The organism is Mesorhizobium sp. Pch-S (assembly GCF_004136315.1).
Classification (GTDB): Bacteria; Pseudomonadota; Alphaproteobacteria; order Rhizobiales; family Rhizobiaceae; genus Mesorhizobium.
This window is the reverse complement of sequence record NZ_CP029562.1, coordinates 5,810,991-5,830,076: the sequence shown is the minus strand read 5'-3', so window position 1 is coordinate 5,830,076 and position 19,086 is coordinate 5,810,991. Positions and strand designations below refer to the sequence as shown.

The following is a 19,086-nucleotide window of genomic DNA, read 5'->3' as shown; positions in this document are numbered from 1 at the left end:
TTGCAAGGATGCCCCGGCCACCTCGCGGCAGCCGGGGTGCTATGGCCTTGATCAGTTCCAGGCCGGAACGACGTACGCCGCGGCAGTCGGACGGCGCCGCGCCCAGCTAATCGTGCGCTCGGCGCGGAACGCAACGCTGTTGGTCTGGAACATCGAGACGAGTTCCACAGCGGTCGGGGTGTCCGAGTCGTGGGTCGGTGCCGAGTCCATTTCCAGCGAAGCTTCGGTCGACATCGCGACCTCGATGCCGCCTTCGTCGCCGTAGTGGATGTCTTCGGCATTCACCAGGGTCAGGTAGTCGCCGACATAGTTGGACACGATCACCGGCAGGTCGAAGAACGTGCCGCCCTGCAGCGTTAGGCCGGGGAACTCGCGCTGGCCGAGCGGGTTGAGGAAGCCGATGATCTTGAGCGCCGTGAGACCCGACATCAGCCACACACCGGAGGTGAGCGGGTTATTCGCGGTCACGAAGGCGGCCATGATCTTCTGGGCATCCTCACGGACACCGTCAGCACCAGTCGCGGCGCTAGGCGCAACAGGAGCGATACCATTCAGGATCGAGCCCGGGCGGATGCCGGCGATTGCAGCGACGGCAGGATCCAAGAAGGTCAGATCGAGCCGGGTTACGATCGACTTGGCCAGCGCGTTGCGGATCAGGACGTCAGACGACGGGGAACTGTCGCGGATGAGTTCCATGGTCTGCACCGCGATCGCAGCGACCTTGAGCGGATCAAGGGTGGTGCGGCCGTAAGTGGTGCGAGTGAGCGGCTTCGCGTTGCCTTCACCAACCCACTGGGCAACAGCCTCGCTGAGTTCACCGATAATCGGGGTCCGGAACGGGATTTTCGACAGCGATGGGATGCTGCCGGTACCGAACTTGCCGATGATCGTCTGAGGGGTCAGGAACTCGATGAAGTCAGCGAAGCCGCCGATGTTGCCGACAAGCTGGCCAGTGTTGCCAGTGGTCATCGCCGACACGGCGGCCTTGGTGATCTCGATGAACTCGGGATCGGCCTTGCCATACAGTGTCTCGGCGACAGCGGTGATGGGCTGGTTCGTCTTGGTAGCGATGGCGATACACTTCGCGTAGCGGGCGAAGCGGATGCCCTTTTCCAGTTTGGCCGGCTCCAGAGCAACGCCGGTGCGGATGGCAGTGCCGAGTTCCGCCGTCTTGATCTGGTTGGCGACGATCGGGGTTGCGGAAGCCGCCTTGGCCTTTTCAAGTGCACGGAGGCGCTTGAGGTCGCCGTCGATGACTTCAACGTCATCCGAGAGGCCGTCGAATTCCTCCTGTTCGGCCTGGTCAGTCGAACGGCCTTCATCGGCCGACTTCTGCATGATGGCTTCCATGCGGGCCGCATGCGCAGCGCGCTTGGCTTCGAGAGCAGTGATCTGCTCGGCGAGCGTTTTCATGGTGGTGCCCTCCTTGGGGCGCAAGTTGACGGGAGTGGTTGATTTCCCCGTAGCGCCGGGGGCGGTCTTCGTCGGACGCTGGAGTTCGCCAGTCGCGGCGGGAGCGTTCGGGTCGAAGGTCTTGATGATCGCGACACCAGCCGCGTCCATGTTCTTGATAGAGGTCATCACCGCGTCGGGCTGCGCCGGGATGGTGACGGCCGAGAGCTCGTAAGCCTCGGTCTTGGTGAAATGGATGCCGCCGCTGTCGAGGAAAGCGTATTCCATGGCGCGAAAACCGATCGACACAGCACGCACGAGCCCGAGCTTGATCGACTGCCAGGCTTCCTCGGTGCGGTCGCGCAGCGTGCCGTCTTCCTCTACGATCGGGATTTCGGCTTCGAAGGTGATGCCAGCTTTCGTCGGCTTGTCGAATTTGACAGTGCCGATCGGCTTGTCATGCTGGTGCTGCCAGAGCAACGCGAGCGGATTGGTGAACTTGACACCAAGAGGCTCGATTATGTCGCCAACGCGGTCAGGCGTCGGCGTTGTCGCGATGCCACGGATGATGCGCTTCTCATCACTCACTGACTTGATGGTGAGAGACGAGTAAGCGCGGCGCGTCACGGACATGACGACCTCCAAAGGTTCGGGTTGTGGGTGGATCAGCCGATGATGCGGACTGTCGCCTTTTTCTTCCGGTAGGCCTCCGGGTTGCGGCTCATAAGCTTCGCCGCGTTCAGCAAGGCAATGAAAGGGTCGATTTTGGCAGTTCCCGAGGTCTGCTTGGTCACCGCGCGGGCAGATCCTTTCAGCACTTCCTTTGCGTTGCTAACCGCCCATTGCAAAACGGCTTGCCCGGCGTGCTTCAGAGAGCCGTCGGAGAGCTTGCGGGCCACTCCCACGAGCACGTCATTGAGGAAGCCACCCTGACCGATGCCGGTGACCGTTCCGCCTTCCTCATCCGTTTTGAAGCCTGCAGCGATCAAGGAATCCAAGAGGGCTGGAAGGCCCAGTTTGTCGACGCCGATGCCCGCTTTTTCGGGGAGGAGGCCAGCGTCGCGCACTTTGCAGCAAATCGCGACAACCTCATCAAGGTCCTGCGTCGATGTCTTGCAGAACACGAGGTCACCGTCCTTTTCGAAGTCGCGCAGCTGCTCGGCGATGTCCTTCCGACGCTTCAGCACAATCGGATGCGCCCAAACCCGACACCACACCAAATAATGACGCGTGAGCTTCTCACGGCCTATCACCGCAAACCCGAGCAAGTCATCCAGGCCGCCGCCGTCGATGCCTATCGTGACGACATCGCAGCGTTCCAGCAGCGTTTCGAGCGTAAGTCCTTCTTCAGCAGCATCAGACCAGAAGTCGGTGCCGCCCCATCTATCGCGACGGTTTCGAAGCCCGATCTCGACATTGAGGTGCTTAGCGAGGAACGTCTGGATGTCTTCGCCTTCCTCGCCTTCACCTTTCAGGATCTGACGCAGCTTCCGCTCCAGATAGTCTTGCCTGACCGACCGCCCCATGTTCGGGTTGGTCATGTAGAAGTTGGCCGGGTCCTTGTGTTCCTCGGCCTCGATCATCTCGGGCGGAAACTCGTACAGCACCGGCAGGAAGCGCGGATCTTTTATTTCGCCGTCGCGGACATCGCGGGCGTATTCCAGTTTCTCCTTGAACACTCCGGCCGGCGGTTTGTCGCTCTGTGTCGACAGGTAGATGGTGAAGCCCTCAGGCCTCGACGCAAGGCCGCCGGTGGCCTCCTGCAGCATCGCTCCCGCGCCGTCACGCTCGCCGAATATCCAGAGCTCGTCGACGAGGATAAACGCAGCCTTCTTGCCGCTGACCGTTTCGCTGTCTGAGGCGACGATCTTGAGTTTTGCCTTCGTAACGCGATGCTCGATCGTCTTGATGTGCTCCTGCACATTCAGGAGTTCGAGCAGTTCCGGGTCGGCATAGACCATGTCGCGCGCTGGCTCGAACGAGTTCTTCGCGACCTCGATCGTCGGTGCCAGGATCATCAGCTCGGCAGACAGCCGCCAGTTGAGGATCAGCGCCGTGAGCATGATGCCGGCGGCAATTGTCGACTTCGAATTCTTCTTGCTGATCAACAAGAAGAATTCTTCGATCTGGCGCTGGCCCGTATCTGCGTCGTATGCGCCGAAGATCGCGCGAACGAAGTCGAAAACCCACTCCTCGCAACATTCGCCGAAAGTGGGGCTGCCGGCCACGTCAACGACACGCAGCGACTTGAAGATGTTGACCGCTTCCTCGGCCTGATCCGGGTACAGCGGATCGAAGGGGATCAGCGATCTGCCTTCGACGATACGCTCGCGCCAGTCAGGGCAAGCGGTGCTCCACTCCTTCACTTCTTGCCGCCGCTGACCGCGACCAGTTGAGGCGGCTGTCGCGTGGCGAATTTGCCGCCGACATTACGAGCAGCAATCTGCCGCTCCTCCTTTTTGCCAAGCTTAGGCTGGCGCTCACCCTTGCCACGGCCATTCACGGCTTCGGCCGCATTCGCCACTCTGCCCATCTCCTCGAGCTTCTTGATCGCGGCAACATTCTTCGACCTTGCAGCTTCGAAAAGGAGGCCAATCACCTCATGGCGCCGATTGGCGTAACCGTTCTCAAGTTCTTCGGCGAAGTGCTTGCGCAGCGTGCCGACGTCGATGCCCAGAGACCTGGCGATCGTGTTCTCGCTCTCACCGCAAAACTTCATCTGCTCGACGGTCTGCCGATCTTTGAGCGCAGGGCGATACGCCGGCCGGCCACGCTTGCCGGACGGGTTCTTGTCCTCGGGTTTTTCCATGGATCACCGAATTTCAGCCAGAATTCCCGGCCGAGAGAAAAAATTCTGCGAATGTATGGGGCGCGGGTCTAGGCGGGAGAGGGTCTGCCTATGTCGACATACCCCCCCTTGGTCACGCTGCCGGCTCGGCTTCGACGGGCTCGGGATGAGACACTGCACCGAGCGAGATTCCATCAGTGAGGACAAGGAGCGGGACGTCACCCATGAATGCGTCCCATGCCTGTCGCACTCGGTCAGCATCAGCTTCGCTCAGCGCATAGTCACAGGTCAGGACGAAGCGTTCTCCTGGCTTGATCTCCAAGCGCTGAAGGTGGCCTGCCTCGCGGATGAGATCGGCGGGGCGTACGTCCTTCACCCTCATTGCTGCTGGCGCTGGTGGCCGGGGCATATCCACCTCACCGGCTACGACTGGCCACTTGGATAGTCCATCGTGCTCTGGCCAACCGCTCCAGGCTACGAATGGACCAGAGACGCCACATTTGCATTCGGCTCGGCATCCCTTGAACAAGCGATAGCGCACTGTCGGCTTGGCACCGCAGTTCGGGCAGGGATTAACAGGAGGCAGCGGGCGGTAGACCATCAGTACCAAACTCCCTTGATGTCCTTGGCTTCCTCGGCCTGCTTTGTGCTGTCGTGGTAGGCCTTGCTCACCGCGTGTAGGTTCTTCTCATCCCAGAACAATTCCGGGTTGCCGCGGTGCGCCTTCTTGTGGTCGACCACTGGGCTGTTGGGCGCCGGGTGCTTGCCGATGAGCAGCACTCCAGTGCGCTGGCAGGTGTAGAAGTCGCGCTTGAGCACCTTGCGGCGAAGCTTCTGCCATCTGGCCGTCTTGTACCAGGCGCGCCATTCGCTGGTCTGCTGGCGCTGCCTGTCGCGTTCCTTGCCGTCGTGTGCCTGGCTGGCGAAGCGTGAGCTTACCGTGCCGACACGCTGGCCAAGGGTCTTGAGCTTCGTGCTCACGGGTTCAGGCACCGCCCATCGGCGTCGAAGAGATAGGGGCGCACACCGTCGATCCTTGCCACGGTGAGGCGCATCCCTTCGGACGTCCACTCAAGGAAGCGACTGGCGTCTGCATTCAGCGCTTCGAGGTCGATGGCAAGCTGGCTGTTCGCACCCGTGGCGTCGATCAGAAGTTCCGACGGCGAAGGTTTGGCTGCAACAGCCTGCACGGTGGCAGCGCCTGCGATTGGCGCAAAGCCGAGCATCGCGAGGAATGACCTGCGTTTCATGCTGGTGTCCTTTGTGAAGGTGCGGCAATGCAACGGGCCGAAAAACTCAGCCGGTTGAAGATCGATATCTGCGAGTAGCGAGGCGATGCAGGTAGGGATTTGAACCCACGGTTCCCGAAGCTATTGGCTATCCGTCGCCAGCCCAGGAAACTAGACGGTCAGGCCCTTATCATTTCGGGCTTCAGCTTTAGACCACTCAGCCACTGCATCGCCTCACAACTCTGTCCGCTCTCGCGGACCTGACCTTGCAGCCTCTTGGAACGCAGGACTTCGTCAAAAAGCTGGCGAGCCTGGCGGAACGAACTTCGGCGCTCGGCTCTTGAGGAGCGAGCGCTATGCTGCCTCTCCTCGTAAAGGCTCAAGCATCTCTGGAATGTGCCTCGGCTTTGCATCGGGCGCCATCCACCGCGTGACCGTCGCCATCTTGCCCGGATCAATACGCGAATTCGGCATCATTGGCATCACCCTGGACCAGCTAGGGCCTTGTAACGATTGAGCGTTTTTAAGGATTGCGGCCGCAACAGCTTTGAACGCACCGTCTACACGGCGCTCTGCTGTACTACGCGACAGGCCACTTTTCTTGCAAAAGGCCCGGAATGATCCGGCCAGCCGCGGCGTTGCCTGGCATGCGGCCCACTGACCGAGCAACCTCCGGGCATCGTCGCCGTCGACATAGTCGAGCAGCCAACCGTACATGACTTCCTCGGCGCGCGATATCGTGATGCTTGAAGGACGGTACTGCACGTTGCTGCCATTGATGCCGTAGCCGGGATGATGGCCGCCAACATTGTCGACCTGATACGCCGGCCAGAGCGAGCGGGCCTTAGATGGCCGAAGCTGCCCAACGTCCATGTTGGCGATCGTGTCGGCCGCTTCAACGAAACGGCCTTTCACGATCCAGATTAAATCGGCGAGGGCCGCCTCGAGGGCATAGTCGATTGGCTTAGACGGCAAGGCGCTGTTCCGGTTCGTCAAGGATGGCCTCCAGGCGTTTGTAGATAAGTGTTCGGAGTGTGGCCCGTACAGGCCAAGGGCGACGGGCTACGGCTTCACCACGCAACACCCCGAGGGGGATTTGGTCGAAGGCCTCAAGGACTGCTCCAGCGCGCTCCATGGCCCAGTCCTGCCGCTGTGCGAGAATGTCGGAGATTGCGCCAATCGTTTCCGACCAAAGCTCATCGCGATTGTTCTTCGTCTGCTTGATGCAGCGAAGGACGAATGTCAGATGGCCTTCGTCATACTGGTTGCAGATCTCGTGCATCGTGGCTCGGGCATGGCTCTGCGCAGCTCGGCGTCGGCGATTGACCGGCACCAGCTTTATGCCCAGGCCGTCGAGCAGGGCGTCGAGTTTGCCTTTCCGGCTGGTGCTCAATCGTCACCTCGGTCTTTCACCTGATAGACCGACATCTGCGCGTCTTGGCGCTCACGCAACTGACGCTCGCTCGGCCCCGGAAATCGGTATTTCTTTTTCACTGAAACGGTCGGATAGCCTGTTCGATTGCCGAACAGCGCTTTTTCAACACCGCGCTTCACGTCTTCCGGGATGTCGTCATCACCGATCATCAATGTGCCCTCGCTCGGATTAAGTTCGCTTCTCGGATTGCCGCGACGGCCTGGGCGGCCGTCAGTCCGAACTCATGCTGCAGGTGGGCCAGCAAGTGCCGTGGTCGCTGGCGTTCTGGCGTTTCGGCAAGCCACTTAGCCGCCTTCTGGATGGCTTCGCTCATGCGGCCCTCGGAGTTAAGGAGATGACGTCGCCCGTGTCCTTGGGGCGAGGCGGTGCATACATCGTTTCGATCGCAGCCTTGCGGATAAGAGCGGGTACCGCATCGATTACGTTTGATGGTCGAGCATCCGCCCAGGCGAACAGTTCAAGTTGCTTGGTCATGCCGCACCTCGCATTGCCACAGCCTCATGCTTCCATTCATCGACATCGCACGGGAAGAGCGCACCTCGCATCAGTCGTTGGAGCGCCGTCTCCATTCGTGACACAGGAACGCCGATACCGATGAGAAACCGTCTTCCGTCTTCGATGGACGATCTCGGCTCGTACGGATCCTCTCTTTCATCACTCACGCGCGTAGCGCCAAGTTCTTCACCCTCAGAGCCCAACTTTTCCTTTCCTTGTCCTGGGTCCTTGTCCTGTTCCTTTTCCTTCTCCTTGCTTCGAAGGGGCTCCGAAGGGGCTTCGAAGGGGCTTCGGGATGCGCGTTCGAAATCCTCCAAAACGAGGGCATCCCGAAGGTGAAACACATCACGATATCGAGTGTAAAAACTCAATGTTATCGGGCAGATAGGAAGGGTTGCGAGTAGTTTGGCGACAGCCTGCACTCGGTTGTCTTTCGGGCTCAGGCGGGGCGCCACCTGCGAGATTGCCATGTCGTGAACCCAAACGATCTCGTTGACTTCGTCATAGGTGGCTAAACCTGCCTCGCAGACCCTTCGAAGCCCCTTCGAAGCCCCTTCCAAGGGGCTCCCTAAGTCGATCGCTACATATTGGAGATCGAGCGGGTACATGCCGATCATATTCGTGTGCGGGCTGGTTAGGAGGTGGAAGTAGACCGCCACCGCTTCGGGCTCACCACGAAGCTTTTTAATGTCGGTTTGCCAGACCGTCGGGGGCACGGCTGCAAAAGCTCTCATGCAGATTTCTCCGGGTACGACGTGCGGAGGAGGATCGCCTGCCGGCGCTCCATGTGTCGGCGATAGGCCGATGAGTGCTGGCGGGCACGCCAAGCGTGATAGAAGCAGAGGAGGGCGAGGAGTAACCGCATTTAGACCTTCCCCATGCCTGCCATCGCATTGAGCGCCGAAGCTGCATCTTCGAGACTGTGAAAGGGCTGGCCGTTCTTGCCCGGCTCGGTGAGGAAAAACAGGAAGACGGGTATGCCGCGGGTCCGGCTCACGTTCTTAACCTGAAGGGACATGCCGGCTTTTCGAGCCAGTTTCTGCAAGTCGCGGTAACGGTCAATGTTGTGTTGCCAGGACACTTTGAAGAACAGCTTGCTCATGCCGCAGCCCTTCCGAATGTAGTCTTGAGCCCGAGGCTTTCGGCCAAAGGTGCCACAGGGACCAAGACGCGACCTCCTATCCTGATGGTCGGAATGTCGCCGCTCTTGGCGGCGTCATAGCTGGCGTTGCGGGCAAGGCCGAAAAAAATCGCTCCGGCATCCACAACGGAAATGGTCGGGCGGGATAGTGCTTCATCCAGCGTCAAGATGTTTCTCCTTTCGTTCATGCCAATCATACACACAATACCTATTTATCCCGCGCCAGATTGACGCGCAAGGTTTCGTGTGTATTTTTGCCATGAAAAGTGGAGTTATCCCCGAATGGCACGACCAAAGCTCGGCGACAGTGAGAGCATCCGCCTCCAGATGGTCATCACCAAAGACGAAATTGGGGCGATCGACGATTGGCAATTCAGACATCGCGTGCCGAACAGATCGGAGGCGATCCGGCGTCTATGCCAGATCGCGATGCGTTACGAGGATCAGGAAAAGGAACTGATGAGCGCGCTCCGAAAAGTCGCGGAGGCGATGAAGTCGACAACCGCAGCATGGAAAGAACGCAACAAATCAGGAGACCAAACCGATGAAGTGGAATTCCTGAAAGACGAATACCGAAAGCTCTATAGGCGAACCAATATCCTGATGCATCGGGCGCAAGTGGCGCGGCTTGAGACGTGGGCGCTCGCCAGGGGAGGCGATCTAAAGGAGGCCATGCGCCTTGCTGATGAGAAGCGGAGCGAGCTGGAGGGCATGATCTCTGGGATGGAGGAAAAGGACCAATGAAAGGTCACGTCCGCGAGCGGAGCCCCGGCCATTGGGCCATCGTGCTTGATGTCGGAGAACGCGATCCGAAAACCGGCAAGAAGAAACGCAAATGGCACAGCTTCAAAGGCACGAAGCGGCAGGCTGACAGCGAATGCGCGCGGTTGATTGCCGAGCTTGAAGCCGGCAACTATGTGGCACCATCCAAGCAGACCGTGGCGCAGTTCCTAGACGAATGGCTGGCCTTCGTTGGTCCGTCCGTCGCTCCAAAGACGCTTGAGCGCTACACCGAGATTTGCCGGAAGACCATCGCGCCGCAGATCGGGGACGTGATCCTCTCGAAGCTTAAGACTGATCGGATCGACACCGCGCTTACTACGATGCTCACAGCTGGCCGCAGGGACGGGGAGGGCGGTCTTTCACCCCGGACCGTCCACCATGCCCGTCGAGTGCTTATCAAAGCCCTGGGACAGGCTGTGACCTGGGAACGGCTCAGCAAGAACCCAGCGAATGCAACCACGCCGCCGAAGGTCGAGCGCAAGAAGATGCTCGCCTATGACGCCGCACAGACTGCCGAGCTACTGGAGGCAATTCGGCCGACGCGCATGTTTATCCCCACTGTGCTTGCCGTCATGTGCGGCTTGCGTCGAGGGGAGATCCTGGCGCTTCGCTGGCGTAATGTCAGCGACAACTTGAAGGCACTTTCAATTGTGGAGAGCGCTGAACAGACAAAGGACGGCGTTAGGTACAAAGAACCGAAATCAGGCCGTGCACGCACCGTAGCGCTATCGTCAACCGTGCTGGCGGAATTGCGCGCCCATCGCGTCAGACAAGCAGAGGAGCAGCTACGGCTAGGTGTTCGTCCAGATGGGGACAGTTTCGTCGTCGCGCAGTATGACGGGCAGCCGATCCAGCCGCGTTCCTTGACGCATGAGTGGGTGCGCATCGTGGGCAAGACCTCGCTGCCGCGTATCCGTTTCCACGATCTTCGACACACCCACGCATCGCAGATGCTTGCTGCCGGCGTTCATCCGAAAGTGGCCAGTGAACGTCTGGGGCATTCCACGATCGGCATCACGCTCGATCTTTATTCGCATGTCATGCCAGGAATGCAAGCAGATGCTGCCGAGCAAGTTGACGCCGCGTTGCAGGCCGCTATAAGCGCAAGTCGAAAAGCTAAATAGTTGCAAAGTGCGTAGCAAACGGCCTTTTGAGCAAACCGCAGAAAGGCAAAAAGTGCTTTGAACTCAACTATTTGGAGGGATGGCCGAGCGGTTTAAGGCACCGGTCTTGAAAACCGGCGTGGCAGCGATGTCACCGTGGGTTCGAATCCCACTCCCTCCGCCACTTTCCCGACAATCGATGCAAGTGTCGGCATGAAACCTATTCCAGAAGATGCCTGGGAACCATGGTCGCCACAGGATCTGGCTTCTCGGCTTGGGCACGATGATCCCAGTTGGTATGTGGTTGGCGGCTGGGCCCTGGACCTGTGGCATGGGCGTCTTACCCGCGAACACGAGGATCTGGAGTTTGCTGTTCTGCCGGACCAGGTCGGACGTTGTCGCGATCTCCTGTCGGATCTGGAATTCTTTGCCGCCCGTGACGGTAACCTGACGCATCATCCTGCCAAGACAGCACTTGCCACTGATCTCTGGCAGCTTTGGGGAGCCGACATGACCGCGGGTTTCTGGCGCGTGGACATGATGATCGAGCGGGGAACGCCTGATTTCTGGATCTACAAACGGGAACCCGCGATCCGGGTGCCGAGGACTGCGGCGATCCGCAGGAACTCCACCGGAATTGCCTATCTGGCGCCGGCCATCGTGCTGCTGTTCAAGGCGAAGCACCGTCGGGAAAAGGATGATCTCGATTTTCGTACCGCGCTGCCCCGCCTCGATGCTGGGGAGAGAGCTGACCTGACCGGCTGGCTTGAGGCAATGCATCCCGGCCATGGATGGATCGCTTCTCTGCGTGAGGATCGCACCGCTGGCGTCTAGGCTAAGAACGATCGGCGTCAAGCGGGATCCGGGGGAGCGACCGGCGAAAACATCGGCAACCGCATCATCATTCCTGCCCCGCCAATTCGCTTTTCAGCCATCGCTTGAAGGCAACGATCTTGGCATCGTTGGCATGGGCCGCGGACGCGACGAACCAGAGGTCGATTCCGGTCTCGACCTCCCACCCGAACGGCTTGACCAGCCTGCCATCCGCAAGTGCGTCGGCAGCGATCGCCTGCCAGGCGATCATCACGCCGAGCCCGGCCGTTGCCGCCTCGAGCGACAGGGATGCGTCGGAGAAACTCAACCCTTGCGGCAGATCGGCCTCGGCCATGTCATGCGGGGCCAGCCAGTCCGTCCAGTTCTCCATGGCAGGATAGCGGATCACCGGGGCCGATTTCAGATCGGCCGGCGTCCTCAGATTTGCGGCGAGCGCCGGGGCGCAGACCGGAAAGATGCGCTGCCGCAAAAGCAATTCCGCACGGGTGCCCGGCCACGTGCCCCGGCCCATGCGCAGTGCGACATCGAGATCGGACCGATCGAGGTCGGTCAATGTGAGCCCGGTTTCGATACGCACCTGGATTTCGGGTCGCTTCCGCTGAAATGCGCTGAGCCGCGGCACCAGCCATCGGGTGGCGAAGACAGGCGTGGTGGTGACAGCCAGCACCGTACGATCGGTCGCGCCGGCCTGATCCAGCGCCTGCGCGATAGAACGGAACGCCGGCTCCAGCGAGGCCAGCATCCGTGCGCCGAACGGCGTCGGTGTCAGGCCACGCGCTGTGCGCTCGAAAACCGGACGCCCAAGCAGCTTCTCGGTTCGGATGACATGCTGGCTGACCGCGCCAACGCTGATGCCCATCTCCTCGGCCGCCTTTGCCAGCGAGCCGAGGCGGCCCGCCACTTCGATGGCACGCAGGCCGTTCAGGGGAATGCGATTCAGAGCAACCATATAGATATTCTATAGGCTCGTAGGCAAAATCTCCATTTTTTTCGTGCGCGGTGACAACGACACTCCTTGGCATCGAAACACCCCGCAGGAGAACAAAATGTCCCAGGCCAACCATGTCGCCACGTCTGACCCGACCGCCATACAGCCGTTCCGGATCGCCATTCCCGATACGCAGATTGCCGACCTGAAGGCGCGGCTTGGCAAGATACGCTGGCCATATGCCACGACCAACGATCATTCGCGTGGGCAACCGGTCGGCTTTGTCATGGAACTCGTCGACCGGTGGATGAACGACTTCCGCTGGCGCGAGCATGAAGCCCGGTTGAACAGCTATCCGCAATTCATCACAGGAATCGACGGCCAGCCGATCCATTTCCTGCACATCAGGTCGCAGCATCCCGATGCATTTCCGCTGATCCTGAGCCACGGCTGGCCGGGCAGTGTGATGGAGTTCCTCGACCTGATCGAGCCGCTGACCAACCCGACCAGTGGCGGACAGGCCTTCGATCTGGTGATCCCCTCGCTGCCCGGATTCGGCTTCTCCAGTCCGCTGCGTGAAGGCGGCTGGGATTCGGCCCGGATCGCCAGAGCATGGGACACGCTCATGAAACGACTGGGCTATGACCGTTATGGTGCCCATGGCGGCGATATTGGCTCCGGCATCGGGCGCGAACTGGGTATCCTACAACCGCACGGTCTCGTCGGCACGCATGTGCTGCAGATCTTCGCCTTTCCCGCCGGTGCGGATGGCGAAATGGACAGGCTCTCGCCTTTCGAGATGGAGGGCATGGCGATCCTCGCCAATTTCGAGAAGTACAACGGCTATCATCAGATACAGGCGAAGCGTCCCGGTACGCTTGCCTATGGGCTCGTCGATTCGCCTGTCGCCCAGATGGCCTGGAACACAGAACTCTGGTTCGGCTTCGAAGGAAACAACATCGACAATGTCGATCGTGATCGTTTCCTGGCGCAGGCATCGCTCTACTGGTTCACGGGAACAGGTGGATCTGCGGCGAACGTCTACTACGAAGACCAGCAGACGGGTGCCGGCTACCGCGAAGTGATGAACCCGACACCGACCGGCGTCGCAGTTTTCCCAAATGATTTCCGCTCCGTGCGCAGCTTTGCCGAACGTGCCAACAACATCGTGCATTGGACCGAGATGCCGCGCGGCGGTCATTTTGCCGCGTCCGATGCACCGGATCTGCTGGCGCAGGATATCCGCGCATTCTTCTCGAAACTGAACGCTTGAACGCCAACTTTCGCGAGAACAGCAATGTCATTGCCATTCGCCATCATCGATGTCTTCGCCGCCAGCCCACTTGCAGGCAACCCGCTGGCCGTCGTCCAAGGCGGCGACGAGCTGCCCGACGACACGCTGGCCGCCATCGCCGGTGAGTTCAACCTGGTCGAGACGACTTTCGTCCTGCAAGCGACGCTTCCCGGCGCAACCCGGCGGCTGCGCTCTTTCACGGCTGCGGGGCACGAGGTGTTCGGGGCAGGGGGACACAACTCCCTCGGCGCATGGCTCTGGCTTGCGCAATCGGGACGGCTGGAGTTGAAGGAAAGGCGAACAGACTTCACACAGGAGATCGGCGGGCAACTTTTTCCTTTATCGATCGACGCGACGCCCGGCCAACCGATCCGCGTGACGATGGCACAATCCCCCGCCCGATGGGGAAGCCAGGTGGAAGATCTGGCCGGCCTGGCTGCTTCACTTGGCCTTGCGCCAGACACCGTCAATGGCGACGGCCCGCCGATACAGGTGGTCGATACCGGCGCGGGCCATCTGATGGTCGCGCTCAGGGATCGCGAAGCCGTCGATGCCGCAAGGCCCGATGTTGACGCGCTCGGCGCGATCCTGAGGCAGTCCGGAGCCGAAGGCTGCTATGTTTTCAGCCTTGATCCCCCATCCGTAGAGACGCTCGCCTATGCTCGTTTCTTCAATCCCACAATGGGTATCGGCGAGGATCCGGCGACTGGTACGGCAGCAGGCCCCCTGGCTGCCCATCTCGTCCACCACGGTTTTGCTTCGCCTGAACGCGTCGTTATCGAGCAGGGCACGAAACTCGGCCGTCCGAGCCTTATCGAAGTTGAAATCGACGGCCTTGCGGTACGCATCAGTGCCAGCGGCGTGATTGCTGCGGAAGGGAAACTGTGGCTCTGAATGGCCTCGAGATGCGGCAACACCTCGCCAGTCCAGCTGGAGACTCCACAATTGGTTAGGGGGTCACGGCACAATGCCGTCATTTCGCCACAATCTCGCCGGTTTCGAACCATAGTCGGTTAAGCGTGTGATAAGCATTTCCTGCGCAAAAAGGGGCTCTGGGGATCGGGGCGTCGGACAGGTTTGTCACACGAAGCGCTTCGGCTTCGCCCGTGTTTGAGTAGCGTTGCCGTTGTTCGGAGGGGACAGTTCCAGTATGCCAAGTCCGGCGCGTCTTCGTCGTTTTTCCACCTATGCGCTGCTGGCCGTCTCGGTCGGCGTTCTTGCCGCCTGTGCTTCGTCCGAACCGAAGAGCATGGTGAGCAAGAAACGCTCGAAGGAATATTTCGCCGAATCCGAATATGGCGTGAAGGCCAGCCCGCGTGTCGCCATGCGGCGCGGCGGAGGGCGCGACCAGCTCGGCAAGCCCTATCAGGTGCGCGGCAAGTGGTACTACCCGAAGGAAGAAAAGCGCTACTCCAAGACAGGTACCGCCTCCTGGTACGGTGAGGCCTTTCACAGCCGCATGACCGCCAACGGCGAGGTCTATGACCTGTCGCAGCTGACCGGCGCGCATCCGACCATGCCTCTGCCGAGCTATGCCCGCGTCACCAATCTCGACAACGGCAGCTCGGTCATCGTGCGCGTCAACGACCGGGGCCCGTATCACGAAGGCCGCCTGATCGACCTGTCCAAGCGCGCCGCCGATATGCTCGGCTATTCGAAGATCGGCACTGCCCGGGTCAAGGTCGACTATGTCGGCCGCGCGCCACTCGAAGGCAATGACGATTCCTACCTCATGGCCTCCTATCATCCCGGCAACAGGATACCTGATCCGTCCGATGGCCTGCCGACCGGCGTGATGGTTGCAATGAACGGCTCCATGCCCAGCGCGCCAGTGCGTGCAAGCGCTGCTGCCATTCCATTCCCCGGCCAGTTGACGGATACGACGTCGCTGCCCGAACCTGTTCTGGCTGCGCAGCCGATGGGGGCCGACAGCGTCGCGCTGCCGGATTTCGGCCCGATCGCGCCAGCACGGCCGGACTTCGCGGTGAGCCCGAAACTGCCCTTCGAGATGGCGAGCTTGAACTACGCCGCGGAGCGCACGGAGCGTTCCGCAAGTGCCTTTGCTGCGCTGGAAGGGCCTGCGGCGGCACTCGGCAGCTGGAAGCAGCCCGAGGATCCCTCCGACGACTATGTGGCCGCGGGCACATTCGACAACGCCAGGGAAGCAAAGCAGGTCGCAGCCGCATTGAAGGCCTATGGCCGCGTCGAGATCGATCAGGCCAAGCTCGACGGCAAGGACTGGTATTCGGTCAACCTCTACCAGGACGGCCGCATGAGCGTGGACAGCATGCTGGAAGCGGCCTGGAGCCACGGAGCGCCCGACGCTTTCGCCGTTCGTGACTGAGCGGGTAACGAGCACGGCGGATAAGTCGTGCCCCATGCTTCCTGGCGATTGATCCGTGACGGACGATCCTGATAACGTCTCATTATGATTGCCAAATCCCGCTTTTGCTCTTCTCTGGCAGGCCTGTTTCTCCTTTCCCTGCTGGCGCTGTCGGCATGGCCGGCGGCCGCGCAGCTGTTCGAAACCAAGGCGGCGACCGCGTATATGATCGACGCCGAGACCGGCACGGTGCTGTTCTCCAAGCAGGCCGACAAACCGATCCAGCCGGCGTCGCTCGCCAAGCTGATGACGCTTGAAATGGCCTTCAATGCCGTGAAGAGCGGCCGCATGACGCTCAACGACACCTTCGTGGTCAGCGAAAATGCGTGGCGCAAGGGCGGTGCGCCTTCGGGCACCTCCACCATGTTTGCCGCGCTCAAGTCGGCGATCCGGCTCGAAGACCTGATGAAGGGCATCGCGGTGCAGGCCGCCAATGACGGTTGCATCATCGTCGCCGAAGGATTTGCCGGCTCGGAAGGAAATTTCGCTCTCCAGATGAACGAGCGCGCACGTCAGATCGGATTGCCGATCTCGACCTTCGTCAATGCTACCGGGCTGCCGGCGGAAGGTCAGAAGACGACGGTGCGCGAGATGACGCTGCTGGCGTTGCGCCTCTCGCGCGAGTATCCGCAATTCTATCCCTATTTCGCCCTCAAGGATTTCACCTGGAACAAGATCACCCAGCGCAACCGCAACCCGTTGCTGGCGATGGATGCCGGTGCTGAAGGACTGGCGGTCGGCGCCAGTGAACAGGATGGTTTTGCCATTGTCGGTGCCCTCAACCAGGGCGGCAAGCGGGTGATTGCTGCCATGAGTGGCCTGGCCAACGACCGCGAGCGCTCGGAGGAAGTCCGCAAGCTGCTGGATTGGGGCCTGCGCTCCTTTGAAAAGACCGAAGTCTTCGCCAAGGACGAAGTTGTTGGCGAAGCAGCGGTGTTTGGCGGCGTCAAATCCGGCGTGGCGCTGAAAGCCAAGGGAGCGATAGACCTCGTCCTGCCGATCGCCAATCGCGACAAGGTTACAGCGCGTATCGTCTACAACGGCCCGCTACCGGCGCCTGTCGAGGTCGGCCAGCCTGTCGGCACGCTGCGCGTCTGGATTGGCGACACGTTGAGTCAGGAAACCCCGGTGTTCGCCGCCGAAACGGTGGAAGTCGGTTCGCTGCCGCGCCGCGCGGCGGATGCGGTCAAGGAGCTGGCGGTCGGCTGGCTGCGCTAGGCGGGCAGGGGCGTCGCTCTTCAGCAATTCTTGTGCACGCCTTTGTGTGTCAGTTGTGGACCTTGCCGTCGGCCGGCACTATGAGTGGGTCGTTCGGATGTGCGTCTGGGCGACTCGGGTTGCGGCGACAGGCAAAGCACATTCCGGCACCTGGATTCGCGCATCGCGCTTGTTGAAAATCGATTTCCGATTTTCCGTCCGATGCGCTAGTCCTCTCGCCGCAGCGGCGTTGGACACCTATGTTTGATGTCGGGGCCACAACCGAGGCGCAGCGTTTGGCGAACGGATCTTTCATCACTTTCGAGGGCGGCGAGGGTGCCGGCAAGTCGACGCAGATCAAGCGGCTGGCCGAGCGGCTGCGTGGCAAGAAATACGATGTCCTGGTGACCCGGGAACCGGGTGGTTCACCCGGGGCCGAGGCCATTCGACACGTTCTGCTGTCCGGTGCGGCCGAGCCCTTCGGACCGAAGATGGAGGCGCTGCTGTTCGCCGCAGCGCGCTCCGATCATGTAGAACAGGTGATCCGGCCTGCCGTGGAGCGTGGCGCGATCGTGCTTTGCGATCGCTTCATCGATTCCTCGCGCGTCTACCAAGGCGCCACCGGCGGCCTCGACCCGGCGTTCATCGATACCCTGCAGCGCGTGGCCATCAATGGCATGGTGCCGAACCTTACTTTGATCCTCGACATCGATCCGGAAGAAGGATTGCGCCGCGCAACAGCCCGGCGCAATCCCGGCGAAACGCCGGACCGCTTCGAAAAGGAGACCCTGGCCATTCATCAACAGCGCCGCGATGCCTACCTGGCCATCGCCAGGGCCGAGGCCAAGCGTTGCGTGGTCATCGACGCTTCCGGTGACGCCAACACGGTCGAACATGCGGTCACGGATGCCGTTTTCGCGATGCTGGAGAAGTCCAGGCCGGCCAAGACCAGCCACAAGGCGCCGGCATGAGTTTCGAGCGGCTGGCGCCTGAGCAGCACGATACGCTGGATGAGGTTCCGGAGCCCGCAGAGAACCCGCGCCTAATCGGACACTCGGACGTCACGACAACTCTGGCGGCTGCCTACAGAGCGGGCAAGCTCCCGCATGCGCTGATGCTGTGCGGGCCGGCAGGCATCGGCAAGGCCACGCTCGCCTTCCACCTCGCGTATCATCTGCTGAAAAACCCGGACGGCAATCGGGCGCCGGAAACCCTGGTTGTTCCTGATCCCGCGTCGGGGCTCTACCGGCAGATCGCGATGGGCGCGCATCCCTCCGTCCTGCATCTCACACGGCCGATGAATGACCGTACCAAGGCATTCAAGAGCGTGGTGACAGTCGACGAGATCCGCAAGGTCGGACAGTTCCTGTCGATGACCTCGCACGACGGCGGCTACAGGGTGGTGATCGTCGATCCAGCGGACGACATGAACACCAATGCTGCCAACGCGTTGCTCAAAAATCTTGAAGAGCCGCCGGCACGTACGATTTTCGTGCTCATCGTGCATGCACCGGGCAGCCTGCTGCCGACCATCCGCTCGCGCTGTCAGGTGCTGAGGCTCGCGCCGCTTGGAGAGCGAGACCTGATGACGGTGCTGGATGCAATCGGTCAAGGCACACCGGATGACGCCGCCCAAAGTGCAGCGCTTGCGGAGCGGGCAGGGGGCAGCGCCCGGGCTGCCATCCTGCTGACCCAATATGGCGGCCTGGAGATTGCCGCAGCACTCGAAAAGCTGGTCTCGACCCGTCGGGTGGACCTCGCCGGCGCCTACAAACTGGCTGAAACCGTCGCCGGTCGCGATCAGGCGATCCCGTTCGAGACCTTCAACCGCCATGCCCTGGAATTGCTGTCCTCGGCGGCAAGTTCCTCCGCGATCGCTGGCGATCTGGGGCGTGCCAAACTTTTGTCCGACACTTGGCAAGATGCGCAGCGCGCTATATCTGAGACCGAGACCTACAATCTCGACAAGAAACAACACGCACTCACGATGATCGACCGACTGAATTCTGCGATGCGAATGTGACGGCCCTCTCGGGATGGCTTTCGCCATGCCGATGCGATATCCACGCCACAACTTCCATTCA

23 protein-coding genes and 2 tRNA genes are annotated in these 19,086 nt (G+C 60.9%); 10 read left to right on the top strand and 15 right to left on the bottom strand.

Annotated features, from left to right (window positions below):
• Nucleotides 1-51: 51 nt before the first annotated feature.
• From C1M53_RS27535 to C1M53_RS27485, 14 genes are all read right to left on the bottom strand, one after another.
• A complete protein-coding gene (locus C1M53_RS27535; RefSeq protein ID WP_129415257.1) occupies nucleotides 52-2,025 on the bottom strand; it encodes a phage major capsid protein in 1,974 nt (657 codons plus the stop codon).
• A gap of 32 nt (nucleotides 2,026-2,057) precedes the next feature.
• Complete coding sequence (locus C1M53_RS27530; RefSeq protein ID WP_129415255.1) at nucleotides 2,058-3,758, bottom strand: terminase large subunit; 1,701 nt, start codon at nucleotides 3,756-3,758, stop codon at nucleotides 2,058-2,060.
• The gene (locus C1M53_RS27525) at nucleotides 3,755-4,201 is read right to left on the bottom strand and encodes a hypothetical protein (RefSeq protein WP_129415253.1); all 447 of its coding nucleotides are present in this window, start codon (nucleotides 4,199-4,201) and stop codon (nucleotides 3,755-3,757) included. Before C1M53_RS27525 ends, C1M53_RS27530 begins: the two co-directional genes overlap by 4 nt.
• 579 nt (nucleotides 4,202-4,780) lie before the next feature.
• The gene (locus tag C1M53_RS27520) at nucleotides 4,781-5,161 is read right to left on the bottom strand and encodes an HNH endonuclease (protein WP_245488317.1); all 381 of its coding nucleotides are present in this window, start codon (nucleotides 5,159-5,161) and stop codon (nucleotides 4,781-4,783) included.
• On the bottom strand, nucleotides 5,158-5,430 hold the full coding sequence (locus C1M53_RS27515; protein ID WP_129415249.1) for a hypothetical protein: 273 nt from the start codon (nucleotides 5,428-5,430) through the stop codon (nucleotides 5,158-5,160). The genes C1M53_RS27520 and C1M53_RS27515 overlap by 4 nt, the downstream gene beginning before the upstream one ends.
• Before the next feature lie 83 nt (nucleotides 5,431-5,513).
• Nucleotides 5,514-5,640 (bottom strand) — tRNA-OTHER (locus C1M53_RS31815).
• Between the two features lie 123 nt (nucleotides 5,641-5,763).
• The gene (locus tag C1M53_RS27510; RefSeq protein WP_129415247.1) at nucleotides 5,764-6,405 is read right to left on the bottom strand and encodes a hypothetical protein; all 642 of its coding nucleotides are present in this window, start codon (nucleotides 6,403-6,405) and stop codon (nucleotides 5,764-5,766) included.
• Nucleotides 6,374-6,802: a hypothetical protein gene (locus tag C1M53_RS27505; RefSeq protein WP_129415246.1), complete on the bottom strand. Its 429-nt coding sequence runs from the start codon at nucleotides 6,800-6,802 to the stop codon at nucleotides 6,374-6,376. The genes C1M53_RS27510 and C1M53_RS27505 overlap by 32 nt, the downstream gene beginning before the upstream one ends.
• The gene (locus tag C1M53_RS27500) at nucleotides 6,799-6,993 is read right to left on the bottom strand and encodes a hypothetical protein (RefSeq protein ID WP_129415244.1); all 195 of its coding nucleotides are present in this window, start codon (nucleotides 6,991-6,993) and stop codon (nucleotides 6,799-6,801) included. Before C1M53_RS27500 ends, C1M53_RS27505 begins: the two co-directional genes overlap by 4 nt.
• Nucleotides 6,993-7,157, bottom strand: coding sequence for a hypothetical protein (locus C1M53_RS31810; RefSeq protein ID WP_165358003.1), 165 nt, complete (start codon nucleotides 7,155-7,157; stop codon nucleotides 6,993-6,995). Before C1M53_RS31810 ends, C1M53_RS27500 begins: the two co-directional genes overlap by 1 nt.
• Nucleotides 7,154-7,318 (bottom strand): hypothetical protein, encoded by a 165-nt coding sequence (locus tag C1M53_RS31805; RefSeq protein WP_165358252.1) that lies wholly within the window; start codon nucleotides 7,316-7,318, stop codon nucleotides 7,154-7,156. The genes C1M53_RS31810 and C1M53_RS31805 overlap by 4 nt, the downstream gene beginning before the upstream one ends.
• A complete protein-coding gene (locus C1M53_RS27495; protein WP_129415242.1) occupies nucleotides 7,315-8,073 on the bottom strand; it encodes a hypothetical protein in 759 nt (252 codons plus the stop codon). The genes C1M53_RS31805 and C1M53_RS27495 overlap by 4 nt, the downstream gene beginning before the upstream one ends.
• Nucleotides 8,074-8,204: 131 nt before the next feature.
• Nucleotides 8,205-8,441: a hypothetical protein gene (locus C1M53_RS27490; protein ID WP_129415240.1), complete on the bottom strand. Its 237-nt coding sequence runs from the start codon at nucleotides 8,439-8,441 to the stop codon at nucleotides 8,205-8,207.
• On the bottom strand, nucleotides 8,438-8,677 hold the full coding sequence (locus C1M53_RS27485) for a hypothetical protein (protein WP_129415238.1): 240 nt from the start codon (nucleotides 8,675-8,677) through the stop codon (nucleotides 8,438-8,440). Before C1M53_RS27485 ends, C1M53_RS27490 begins: the two co-directional genes overlap by 4 nt.
• 85 nt (nucleotides 8,678-8,762) lie before the next feature.
• Between C1M53_RS27485 and C1M53_RS27480 the strand changes: the two genes are divergently transcribed.
• From C1M53_RS27480 to C1M53_RS27465, 4 genes are all read left to right on the top strand, one after another.
• On the top strand, nucleotides 8,763-9,224 hold the full coding sequence (locus tag C1M53_RS27480) for a hypothetical protein (protein ID WP_129415236.1): 462 nt from the start codon (nucleotides 8,763-8,765) through the stop codon (nucleotides 9,222-9,224).
• Nucleotides 9,221-10,387 (top strand): tyrosine-type recombinase/integrase, encoded by a 1,167-nt coding sequence (locus tag C1M53_RS27475; RefSeq protein WP_129415234.1) that lies wholly within the window; start codon nucleotides 9,221-9,223, stop codon nucleotides 10,385-10,387. The genes C1M53_RS27480 and C1M53_RS27475 overlap by 4 nt, the downstream gene beginning before the upstream one ends.
• Before the next feature lie 73 nt (nucleotides 10,388-10,460).
• Nucleotides 10,461-10,550, top strand: a tRNA-Ser gene (locus C1M53_RS27470).
• A gap of 29 nt (nucleotides 10,551-10,579) precedes the next feature.
• Nucleotides 10,580-11,200 (top strand): amino acid transporter, encoded by a 621-nt coding sequence (locus C1M53_RS27465; RefSeq protein ID WP_129415232.1) that lies wholly within the window; start codon nucleotides 10,580-10,582, stop codon nucleotides 11,198-11,200.
• Between the two features lie 67 nt (nucleotides 11,201-11,267).
• Here the strand turns inward: C1M53_RS27465 and C1M53_RS27460 are convergent, their stop codons facing one another.
• Nucleotides 11,268-12,149 (bottom strand): LysR substrate-binding domain-containing protein, encoded by an 882-nt coding sequence (locus C1M53_RS27460; RefSeq protein ID WP_129415230.1) that lies wholly within the window; start codon nucleotides 12,147-12,149, stop codon nucleotides 11,268-11,270.
• A 97-nt stretch (nucleotides 12,150-12,246) separates the two neighbouring features.
• On the opposite strand from C1M53_RS27460, the gene C1M53_RS27455 reads away from it, so the two are divergent.
• The 6 genes from C1M53_RS27455 (at nucleotide 12,247) to C1M53_RS27430 (ending at nucleotide 19,025) form a co-directional block, all read left to right on the top strand.
• The gene (locus C1M53_RS27455) at nucleotides 12,247-13,401 is read left to right on the top strand and encodes an epoxide hydrolase family protein (protein WP_129415229.1); all 1,155 of its coding nucleotides are present in this window, start codon (nucleotides 12,247-12,249) and stop codon (nucleotides 13,399-13,401) included.
• Between the two features lie 24 nt (nucleotides 13,402-13,425).
• Nucleotides 13,426-14,316 (top strand): PhzF family phenazine biosynthesis protein, encoded by an 891-nt coding sequence (locus C1M53_RS27450; protein ID WP_129415227.1) that lies wholly within the window; start codon nucleotides 13,426-13,428, stop codon nucleotides 14,314-14,316.
• A 256-nt stretch (nucleotides 14,317-14,572) separates the two neighbouring features.
• On the top strand, nucleotides 14,573-15,766 hold the full coding sequence (locus tag C1M53_RS27445) for a septal ring lytic transglycosylase RlpA family protein (protein ID WP_129415225.1): 1,194 nt from the start codon (nucleotides 14,573-14,575) through the stop codon (nucleotides 15,764-15,766).
• An 84-nt stretch (nucleotides 15,767-15,850) separates the two neighbouring features.
• Nucleotides 15,851-17,023, top strand: coding sequence for a D-alanyl-D-alanine carboxypeptidase family protein (locus C1M53_RS27440; protein ID WP_129415223.1), 1,173 nt, complete (start codon nucleotides 15,851-15,853; stop codon nucleotides 17,021-17,023).
• Between the two features lie 275 nt (nucleotides 17,024-17,298).
• The gene (gene tmk / locus C1M53_RS27435; RefSeq protein WP_165358251.1) at nucleotides 17,299-17,973 is read left to right on the top strand and encodes a dTMP kinase; all 675 of its coding nucleotides are present in this window, start codon (nucleotides 17,299-17,301) and stop codon (nucleotides 17,971-17,973) included.
• On the top strand, nucleotides 17,970-19,025 hold the full coding sequence (locus tag C1M53_RS27430; protein ID WP_129415221.1) for a DNA polymerase III subunit delta': 1,056 nt from the start codon (nucleotides 17,970-17,972) through the stop codon (nucleotides 19,023-19,025). Before tmk ends, C1M53_RS27430 begins: the two co-directional genes overlap by 4 nt.
• Nucleotides 19,026-19,086: the final 61 nt, after the last annotated feature.